Origin of the sequence: Streptomyces sp. NPDC059900 (genome assembly GCF_050270335.1) — a bacterium.
Taxonomy (GTDB): domain Bacteria; phylum Actinomycetota; class Actinomycetes; order Streptomycetales; family Streptomycetaceae; genus Streptomyces.
This window is the reverse complement of record NZ_JBNNJZ010000324.1, coordinates 1-9,456: the sequence shown is the minus strand read 5'-3', so window position 1 is coordinate 9,456 and position 9,456 is coordinate 1. Positions and strand designations below refer to the sequence as shown.

Genomic DNA, 9,456 nt, shown 5'->3' with positions numbered 1-9,456 from the left:
GAAGGCCTCGTAGTCGATGAGCTCGGTGACGGTGGCGTTCGGGCCGCAGACCGCGCAGTCCGGGTCCTTGCGGACCTTGACCTGGCGGTACTGCATCTCCAGGGCGTCGTAGATCATCAAGCGGCCGACCAGCGGGTCGCCCACGCCGGCCAGGACCTTGATCGCCTCGGTGACCTGGATGGAACCGATCGACGCGCACAGCACGCCGAGCACGCCGCCCTCGGCGCAGGACGGGACCATGCCGGGGGGCGGGGGCTCCGGGTAGAGGCAGCGGTAGCACGGGCCGTGCTCGCTCCAGAAGACGGACGCCTGGCCGTCGAAGCGGTAGATCGAACCCCATACGTACGGCTTGTTGAGCAGCACGCAGGCGTCGTTGACCAGGTATCGCGTGGCGAAGTTGTCCGTGCCGTCGACGATCAGGTCGTACTGGCCGAAGATGTCCATCACGTTCTCGGCTTCGAGCCGCTCTTCGTGGAGGATCACGTTCACGTACGGGTTGATGCCGAGGACGGAGTCCTTCGCCGACGCCGCCTTGGAGCGGCCGATGTCGGCCTGGCTGTGGATGATCTGGCGCTGCAGGTTCGACTCGTCGACCTCGTCGAACTCCACGATGCCGAGCGTGCCTACGCCCGCCGCGGCGAGGTACATCAGCGCCGGTGACCCGAGGCCGCCGGCGCCGACACACAGCACCTTGGCGTTCTTCAGCCGCTTCTGCCCTTCCATCCCGACGTCGGGGATGATCAGGTGGCGGGAGTACCTGCGGACCTCGTCGACGGTGAGCTCAGATGCTGGCTCGACCAGGGGTGGCAGCGACACGGAGACTCCGTTGGTCGGTATGTGGAAACGGTTGTTCTGTCCGTAACACTGCCACGCCCTTCTTCATTCCGAGACACCCGTTCCGATGCGCGAGACGATTTCGTCCCAGTACCCGGGCAGCGACTCCCAGGGGTCGGCCGCGCCTCCCACGTCCACCCGGTCGGTGAAGTAGATCGTCGAGGCGCCCTGCCAGCGCGCGATGCGCAGCGCCTCGTCGAGATGGCCGCGCGGCATCCCGTGCACGAAGTGGCAGAAGCGCTCGGGCGGGTAGTCGGCGGTCCACTCGGCCACCTGTGACCAGCGGTAATCGCTCCACGGTCCGGAGAAGGTCACCAACTGGTCGCCGGATTCGGCATAGCCGGGATAGGGGTGGGTGCCGTGCCCCAGGACGATGTGGGCGTCGTCGCAGAGCGCGCGCAGGGTCGTGACCGTCCTGCGCACCTCGGGGAGCGCGGCGCGCTCCGTGGGACAGCGGTCGAGGGAGAAGCCGTCGACCTGGTACCAGTCGAGGTAGCGGTGGGCTTCGGAGACGATCTCCCCGAAGCCGCGCGCCCCGTACGTCATGTCGAGGTGACCGAGAACACGTACGCCCGCGTTCCGCAGCCGCCCCGCCGCCTCCAGACAGTGCGGGTCGGGGCGCTCCCCCGGCCCCCTGCTCACATTCAGGACGACCCAGTCCAAAGGGGTGCCCGGCCGGGTCAGTTCGGACCATTCGCCCGGCGCGACCAGAGGGTGCGCGAAGCCGGGGATGCCGAAGCCGAGACGTACGTCGGTGTGTGCGGTGCCTGTGGCTGTGCTGGTCAGATGCGGCATGCCGCCTCCATCCAGATGTCGGCGAGTGATTCTTCGAGGTTGATCCGGGGGCGCCAGCCGAGCCGGTCGCGCGCGGTGCGCACGTCCGCCTGCTGCCAGCTGCCGCAGCCGTCCGGGTAGGGGTAGGCGGCCGGGTTCCCGTGGTCGGATTCGGTGCGGGGGTGCCCGATGGATTGCCGCAGGGCCCCCTGATCGAGCTCGTGCAGGGCTCCGCCGTACCCGGCGACGCGCGCCAGGACCGCGGCCGCGTCACGCAGCCGTACGGCACGGCCGGCGCCGATGTTCACGACGCCCTGGGCCGCGGAGAGCGAGGCGGCGTGCACGGCGCGCGCCACGTCGCGTACGTCGATGAAGTCCCGCTGCACGCCCAGGCCCCCGAGCTTGAGCTCGCCGTCACCGGACTGCATGGCGCGCCGCATGGCCTCGGCGAGCCGCCCGAGCGGCGATCCGGCCGGGGTGCCTGGCCCCGCGGGCGAGAAGACCCGCAGGACGACGGCGTCGAGCCCCGACCCGAGGACCAGCTCGGTGGCGGCGAGCTTGCTGACTCCGTACGGTCCGCCGGGCCTGGGCACGGCGTCCTCCGCGGTGGAGGACCCCGGCTGGCTCGGCCCGTACTCGGCACCGCACCCGAGCTGCACGAGGCGCGCCCCGCATCCGCTGCGGCGCAGTGCCTCGCAGATCGTGGCGACGGCGACGGTGTTGTGCCGGGTCAGCTCGCGGGCACCGCCGCGCGTGGCGCCCGCGCAGTTGATGACGACTCCCGGGTGCACCGCGTCCAGGAAGCGGGTGAGCGCGCCGGGGCTGCCGCTCGCGAGGTCGAACCGTACGTCCGAGTCGTCTCCGCGGCCGAGCGCGGTGAGCTGCACCGCCGGGTCGGCGAGCAGCCGGTCGGCGACGAACCGGCCGAGGTATCCGTTGGCTCCGATCAGCAGCACCCTCATCGGGCGGCTCCGGGGTCGGTTGCGCGGATACTGGGGGTGCTCATCTGGCTTTCTCCTTCAGGGGGTTGCCGTAATTCACGGGGTAAGGCCCGCGGTGTCGGCCCCGCGGGAGAGATGGTGTGCGAGGGCGTGGCGTCGGGTGAGCCGCGGCCGGCGGCGCGCACGCTCAAGACGTCCGGCCCGCGTGCGCGGAGGCCCGGCTGAGCACCCGCAGGGAATGGAGCAGCAGGACGGCCGCCGCGGCGCCGCACGCGACGACGGGCACGACGCCGGGCCCCCAGGCCCGCACCGCCCCTTCCGCCGGAGCGGCCAGCCACGCGCATCCGGGCAGCCGCCCGGCGAACACGCAGGCCATCGAGACCGCCTCCACGGCAGCGGCGGCGCCCAACATCAGCGAGGGAGCCCGCGTGAAGCCGTACGAGGAGAGCAGCCGGGAGAGCAGCAGCAGCGCGCCGAGGGCACCGGCCCCGGCGGAGACCGGCACTCCGCGAACGGCCGCGGCCCCCATGAGCAGGGCAGCCAGGGCGCAGAGGTAGAGCGCGAGCACGCCCAGGAGCAACGGCCTTACGGAGGCGGTGAATTCGGTGAGCCCCCGGCTGAGCGAGAGCCGCCGCCGCGCCCCCACGGTGAACAGCCGCACGCACCACACCGCGGGCGCCACAGCGAGCGCGAGCCCCAGCGCGGCGGCGGTCGACGGCGCCAGGGGGCCGTCGGGACCGCCCGAGACGGCGGCCCGCAGCAACCCGTCGCCGAAGAGGGCGTACGCGACGAGGAAGCACGCCCACACGCGCGTGCCCGGCAGAACCCGGTGCGCGCAACGCAGCGGGCCGTGCCGCAGGACCACCCGCAGCGCGACGGCCACGGCGAGCGCCCCGCCGAGCCCCGCCGCGAGCCGTGCACGCCCCTCGCTCAGCTCGAGACCGGCGATCGCCAGCCCGCACGCCGCGCCCGGAAGCAGCGCGAACAGCGCCCATCCGGCGGGTACTTCGGGTGCGCTCCGGGCGGCGGGATGCACCACAGGGGCGGCGCGTTCCTCCTCGTCGCGCGGCACGCGCGCGTACATCTCCTCGGCGAGCGCGAACACGTCCCGGTGCCGGAACCGCGCGGCGGTCCTGTCGGTCACTCCGTGCGCCTCGAGCCCGGCGGCGATCTCCAGCGGGTCCACGGCCCGCTCGCACAGCTCCTTGTGCCGGTGCATCAGCGTCTTCACGGGGTCGGCGCCACCGCGCCGCACGGGCTTGGCGCTGTTCCCGGCGCCGGACGCCGCTCCCCGCCAGGCCGCGGGTTCCCGCACGAGTGCCGCGTCGGCCACCAGTTCCTCCGACCGCATGTCCCACCCGCCGGGGCTCCCCGGAGCCCGCGGCGCGTCGATCTGCTGTTCCTTGCTCATACGCCCGCCTCCTTGAGCTGCTCCGGTTCGTCGTTCTCCTGCGCCCAGCTGGGCGCTCCCGTGTCCCCCCCGCCCGCGGCCGCCGACCACCGGCCCGGCATGCAGGCTTCCGCCGGGTTGCCGAACGGCACCGGCTCGCCCGCGTCGTCGAACGTCTCCCTGCGCACCGGGCAGTGCGAGACGATCTCCAGGTAAATGCCGCGAAATGCCTCGATGTTCTGGTCCACGGTGAACAGTTCGAGCGCCCGCGCACGCGCCGCCGCCCCGAGCCGTTCGCGCCGCCCCGCGTCGCGCAGCAGCGCCACGCACGCCTCGGCGAGCGCCCGCGGGTTGCGCGGCGGCACCACGAGCCCCGTACCGCCGATGACCTCGACGACGGCTCCGACATCCGTGGAGACCGTCGCGCGCCCGCAGAACATCGCCTCGATCAGGCTGATCGGGAAGCCCTCTATGACGCTCGACAGGACGACGACGCTGCCCGCGGCGTACGCGTCTTCGAGTTCGGGCACCTCGGGCGCGCCGATCTCCTCGAAGGACACGGGGTTGTCGCCGACGGCGTGCACGCCCTGCGCCTCGTCCGGGAAGAGCTGCGCCGCGAGCGCCTTGCAGTGCGTGAGGTACGCGGCGGCCTCCGGGCCCTCCGCGGGCGCCCCGACGATGCGCAGCCGGGCCTTCGGCTCCTCCTTGCGGACGTCCGCGAAGGCGTGGAGCAGGGAGATCAGGTCCTTGGCGGGCTCGATGCGCCCGACCCAGAGGAGGGTGTCGGGGTCGCCGGGGTCCTCCCGCTCGCCGACGTCCGCGAAGCGGGACGCCTCCATGCCCGGATACACCGTGCGCAGCTTCGTCCGCTCGGCCCCGCACCGCTCCTGCCAGCGGCGGGCGTGCGTGTTGCCGGGCGTGACGATCGTCGCCTTGCCGTACACCTCGGCGGCGAGCCTGCCGTGGAAGGAGGTGAGCAGCGCCCGCGCCGGCGCGCTCAGGGCCTCGTCGCCGGTGGCGAGATAGTGCGCCCGCAGCTGCACGCCGTACTCGGTGACCAGGAGCGGGACTCCGGAAAAGTGCTGGGCGAGGAGGCCGGGGAGCGCCGCGGGGCCGCCGGACGTGGCGTGGCACAGATCCACCGCGCCGAGGCCGTCGTCGCCGTACCAGTCGAGGGAGAGGGGCCGCAGCGCGCGCTCCAGGAGGCCGGTCACGGCCAGCAGGTCGGGCACCCGGGCGGTGCGCGCCGCGCGGAGTGCGCCCGGCGCGCGGCACGCGTTCTCCAGGGCGCGCACGGCCGCTTCGGAGCGCAGGGCGGCGACGAGGCCGCCCTCGTCGCGGGCGAGTTCGGCGAGGCCGTAAAGCGCACTGCTGAAACGGTCCGCCAGCGCGCTGGAGGCACCGGGGGCGGAGTCGCACACCGCCGAAGCCAGTGCGCCGAAGCACTCCGCGAAGCGCCGCCGAGCCCGCCGTCCGTGCCGGGCTCCGGTGACGGCGCTGGTGGTGTCGTCGACCGTCCACAGGGGGGCCGTCCGCACCCGGTTCACCTGGGGCGGCAGCTCGATCCAGCCCTGCGCCTCCTGCCGCTCGCTGCGGCTGAGCGCGTAGATGTCGAATTCGTGCTGCCCGAGCCCGCGCACGAGCCGGTCGCACCAGAGCCTGGCGTCACCGCTCACATACGGATAGCCACCCTCCGTAAGCAGTCCGATGCGCACGCGTACACCCCCGATCTCCCATATGGAGAGCCGCCGTTGGACCAGCGGCTCGCAGCGGGACGAACGTATGCGGACATGAAGGTGGCGTGATGGACGGTTGTCCATCACGCCACCAAAAGGGGTGAACGGCCGTAACTTTCCCGCGTCGGTTGCGTTCCGTCGCGCTATGCCGCCCGGAGAGCGCTCTTTCGCTACGGAACGTTAAGCTGCGGCCAGCTCCCTGCGGGCCGTACGACGCTGCGCCGCGGCCTGCGGGTCAAGTGCGGGCACGGCCGCCAACAGCTCTTTGGTGTAGGCCTGTCGCGGCGCTCCGTACACCTCGTCGACGGAGCCCTGCTCGACGATCCGCCCCTGCCGCATCACCGCGACCCGGTCGCTGACCTGGCGTACCACCGCGAGATCGTGCGCGATGAAGACGAGGGCGAGTCCGTGCTCCTCCTGGAGTTCGGCGAGCAGCGTGGTCACCTGCGCCTGCGTCGTGACGTCGAGCGCCGATACCGGCTCGTCGCACACGATGATCCGCGGCTCGGCGGCCAGGGCCCTGGCGATCCCGACGCGCTGGCGCTGGCCGCCGCTGAACTCGTGCGGATAGCGCCCGTAGTACGCCGGATCGAGCCCGACGCGCTCCATGAGGGCGCGCACGCGAGCGCGCACCGCGGAGTCGTCGTGCTCTCCCCGAGCACGCAGCGGATCGGCGATGGACTCCCCGACGCCGCGGCGCGGATTGAGCGAGGAGACGGGGTCCTGGAACACCATCTGCACGCCGGTCCGTACGCCGCCCGGCGCCGCGTCGCCCGCGTGGCGGATCTCCCCCGCCGAGGGTTCGAGCAGCCCCACGAGCATCCGCCCCAGGGTCGTCTTGCCGCTGCCGCTCTCCCCCACGATCCCGAGCGTCTCTCCCCGGCGGACCGTGAACGACACCCCGTCCACCGCGGCGAACGCGCGCTTGCCGCGGCCGAACTCCTTGCGCAGACCGACCGCTTCGAGCACGACGTCGCCCCGCGCGGGTGCGGACGCCTCCCGCGGCGAGTCCACCCGCGGCACCGCCCCGAGCAGCTCCCGCGTGTACGCCTCCCGCGGCGCACCGAGGATCTCGCGCACGGGCCCGCGCTCGACGGCCCTGCCGTACCGCATGACCAGGACGTCGTCGACGCTCTCCGCCGCGACGCCCACGTCGTGGGTGACCAGGAGCAGGCCCATGCCGGTCTCGGCCCGCAGCACGTGCAGCAGGTCGAGGATCTGGGCCTGCACGGTGACGTCCAGGGCGGTCGTCGGCTCGTCGGCGATCAGAAGCTCGGGCTCGCAGGCCAGCGCCATGGCGATGAGCGCGCGCTGGCGCATGCCGCCGCTGAACTCGTGCGGCCGGGACCGCGACCTGCGCACCGCGTCCGGGATGCCCACCCGGTCGAGCACGTCGACGGCACGCGCGCGTGCCGCCCGGCGCGAGGCCCCGGTGTGCACGCGGCACACCTCGGCGATCTGGTCGCCCACCGCGTAGTACGGGTCGAGGGACGACAGCGGGTCCTGGAAGACCATCGCCGCCTTCCCGCCCCGCAGCCGCCGCAGCTCCTGACCGGACGCCTCCTGTACGTCGATGCCGCCGACCCGCACCTCGCCGCCGACGTTCGCGCCGGTGCCCCGGTGGAGTCCCAGGAGCGCGGCGGCCACCGTGCTCTTGCCGGACCCCGACTCGCCGACGAGGCCGAGCGCGGCGCCCTTCTCCAGCGTGAAGGAGACCCGGTCGACGGCACGTGTGTCGCCGAAGTCGACCACCAGGTCGGTCACTTGGACGAGACCGGCGAGGCTCATGACAGGACCACCCTTCGGTCGGCCACCGCGTACAGGACGTCCGCGACGGCATTGGCGAGCACTACGAAGAAGCCGGTCACCAGGACCATGCCGACCACGACCGGCAGATCGACGACCTTGACCGCGTGCACGAGTTCGCGCCCCATGCCGGGCAGGCCGAAGAGCGTCTCGCTGAGCACCGCGCCGCCGAACATCGACCCGAAGTCGTTGGCGCTGAGCGCGATGACCGGTGCGTACGCGCCCCGCAGGGCGTGCTTGCCGATGATCGAGCGCTCCCCGACGCCGTACGCGCGAAACGTCCGCACGTGGTCGTCGGCGAGGGTCTCCAGCATCGAGGCGCGGGTGAGGCGCGCGTACTTGGCGGCCTCGATCAGGGCCAGGGACAGCCAGGGCAGGAGCAGGTTCCACGCCCACTGCTGGGGGTCGTCGGTGAACGGCACGTACTGCGGGAAGGGCAGCCAGTTCAACTGGCCGCAGACCACGATCATCAGAAGGAGGCCGATGACGAAGACGGGCGTAGCCGTGCCCGCGAGCGTGACGGCGGTCAGGACGCGCTCGGTGACGCGCCCGCGCCGCCAGGCGGACAGGACACCGGTGCCGACGCCGAGGATCAGCCACATCACCATGGCGCCGATCGCCAGCGACCCGGTGACCGGCAGCTTCGCAAGGATCAGCCGGGTGACCTGCTGGTCGCTCTGGTAGGAGAGCCCGAGGCAGGGGGCGTCGCAGTGCTCGGTGCCCGTGCCCGTCGAGTAGTCCCGGCCGGCGAAGATGCCCTGGAGGAAGTCCCAGTAGCGGACGTACACCGGGTCGTCGAGCCGCAACTGCTCGGTCACCTGCGCCACTTGGGCCGGTGAGCAGCGCGGCCCGCAGGTGATCTGGGCGACATCGCCGGGAGCTACGTAGAAGACCGCGTAGATGATCACGGAGATGGCGAGCAGCGTGACGACGGCGCCCACCGCGCGCCGCAGGAGGAAGCCGGTCATGCCGTGCAGAAGGCCGCTCATGCCACTCAGGAGACCCTTCATGCCTTGCCCTCCCGCTTCTGCCCGGTGCCGATCCGCAGCCGCGACGCGGCCCGTGGATCGAGCGCGGTCCGCACGCCGTCCCCGAGGACGGTCAGCGCGAGCACCGTCACGAACAGCGCGCCCGCGGGCAGCAGTAGGTACTGCGGCGCGGCCTGGTACCAGATGTCGGCGGAGGTCAGCATCTGTCCCCAGGACGCGGTCGGCGGTTTGACGCCGACGCCGAGGAAGGAGAGCGCGGCCTCCACGGTGATGTTCAGCGGGACCAGCAGCGCCGCGTAGGTGATGACGGGGGCGGCGAGTCCCGGCAGGAGTTCGCGGCGCGCGATGCGCCAGGTGCTCCAGCCGCTGAGCCGGGCGGCGGCCACGTAGTCGAGCTCCTTGAGGGTGATGGTCTGCGCGCGCACGATCTTGGCCGTGCCGCCCCACGCGACGAGCCCGATGACCAGCGCGACCAGGACGGGGCGCGGGAATCCGCTGGGCACGATCGCCATCAGGGCGAGCGAGAGGATCATCAGCGGCATGGCGACGATGACGTCGGTGGCACGGCTGAGCACCTGGTCGACCAGGCGGTTGCCGAGCCCGGCCGCGATGCCGACGCAGACGCCGAGCAGCACCTGCACCAGGGTCGCGGCGAACGCGACGCCGAGGGAGACCCGGGCGCCGTAGACGAGACGGGCGAACAGGTCGCGCCCGGTCTGCGGTTCGACGCCGAGCCAGTGCTCGGCGCTCATCCCGCCGAACGAGCCGATCGGTACGCCGCCGCGCCCCGAGTCGATGAGGTCGGGGTGGTACGTACTGGGGTCCTGGCCCTCGATGGCGGTGAGCAGCGGCGCGGCGAGCGCGACCAGGACGAGCAGCGCGACGACGGCCGCCGCGACGAGGGCGGCGCGCTGCGTGCGCAGCCGCCGCCAGAACTGACGGGCGCCGGAAGCCGGGGCGGGCGCCGTGGCGCCCGTCCCCGCTTC

General features: G+C 72.7%; 8 protein-coding genes. All 8 read right to left on the bottom strand.

All coding sequences use genetic code 11. The features are described 5' to 3' along the window. Positions 1 to 816 (bottom strand): molybdopterin-synthase adenylyltransferase MoeB (moeB, locus tag ACQKIP_RS30880; protein WP_427744770.1); only part of this gene is annotated, 816 nt, incomplete at its 3' end. 63 nt (positions 817 to 879) lie between these two features. Then, entirely contained in the window at positions 880 to 1,629 is a 750-nt protein-coding gene (locus ACQKIP_RS30875) for a spherulation-specific family 4 protein (RefSeq protein WP_365860505.1), read from the bottom strand. Then, positions 1,617 to 2,570 (bottom strand): NAD-dependent epimerase/dehydratase family protein, encoded by a 954-nt coding sequence (locus tag ACQKIP_RS30870; RefSeq protein WP_365860504.1) that lies wholly within the window; start codon positions 2,568 to 2,570, stop codon positions 1,617 to 1,619. The genes ACQKIP_RS30875 and ACQKIP_RS30870 overlap by 13 nt, the downstream gene beginning before the upstream one ends. 166 nt (positions 2,571 to 2,736) lie before the next feature. Then, positions 2,737 to 3,960, bottom strand: coding sequence for a hypothetical protein (locus tag ACQKIP_RS30865; protein ID WP_365860503.1), 1,224 nt, complete (start codon positions 3,958 to 3,960; stop codon positions 2,737 to 2,739). Continuing rightward, positions 3,957 to 5,654, bottom strand: coding sequence for a GT4 family glycosyltransferase PelF (gene pelF, locus ACQKIP_RS30860; RefSeq protein WP_365860502.1), 1,698 nt, complete (start codon positions 5,652 to 5,654; stop codon positions 3,957 to 3,959). The genes ACQKIP_RS30865 and pelF overlap by 4 nt, the downstream gene beginning before the upstream one ends. 201 nt (positions 5,655 to 5,855) lie before the next feature. Continuing rightward, positions 5,856 to 7,463 carry an ABC transporter ATP-binding protein gene (locus ACQKIP_RS30855; RefSeq protein ID WP_365860501.1) on the bottom strand — a complete coding sequence of 536 codons (1,608 nt, stop codon included), beginning with the start codon at positions 7,461 to 7,463 and terminating at the stop codon, positions 5,856 to 5,858. Beyond that, a complete protein-coding gene (locus ACQKIP_RS30850; RefSeq protein WP_365860758.1) occupies positions 7,460 to 8,449 on the bottom strand; it encodes an ABC transporter permease in 990 nt (329 codons plus the stop codon). Before ACQKIP_RS30850 ends, ACQKIP_RS30855 begins: the two co-directional genes overlap by 4 nt. A 38-nt stretch (positions 8,450 to 8,487) precedes the next feature. After that, positions 8,488 to 9,456: ABC transporter permease (locus ACQKIP_RS30845; protein ID WP_427744767.1), on the bottom strand; the 969-nt coding region annotated here is incomplete at its 5' end.

What these genes read in the sequence shown, in the direction of transcription:
- ACQKIP_RS30875 (WP_365860505.1), bottom strand. Translation starts at nt 1,629, where the DNA reads ATGCCGCATCTGACCAGCACAGCCACAGGCACCGCACACACCGACGTA.
- ACQKIP_RS30870 (WP_365860504.1), bottom strand. Translation starts at nt 2,570, where the DNA reads ATGAGGGTGCTGCTGATCGGAGCCAACGGATACCTCGGCCGGTTCGTC.
- ACQKIP_RS30865 (WP_365860503.1), bottom strand. Translation starts at nt 3,960, where the DNA reads ATGAGCAAGGAACAGCAGATCGACGCGCCGCGGGCTCCGGGGAGCCCC.
- ACQKIP_RS30855 (WP_365860501.1), bottom strand. Translation starts at nt 7,463, where the DNA reads ATGAGCCTCGCCGGTCTCGTCCAAGTGACCGACCTGGTGGTCGACTTC.
- ACQKIP_RS30850 (WP_365860758.1), bottom strand. Translation starts at nt 8,449, where the DNA reads ATGACCGGCTTCCTCCTGCGGCGCGCGGTGGGCGCCGTCGTCACGCTG.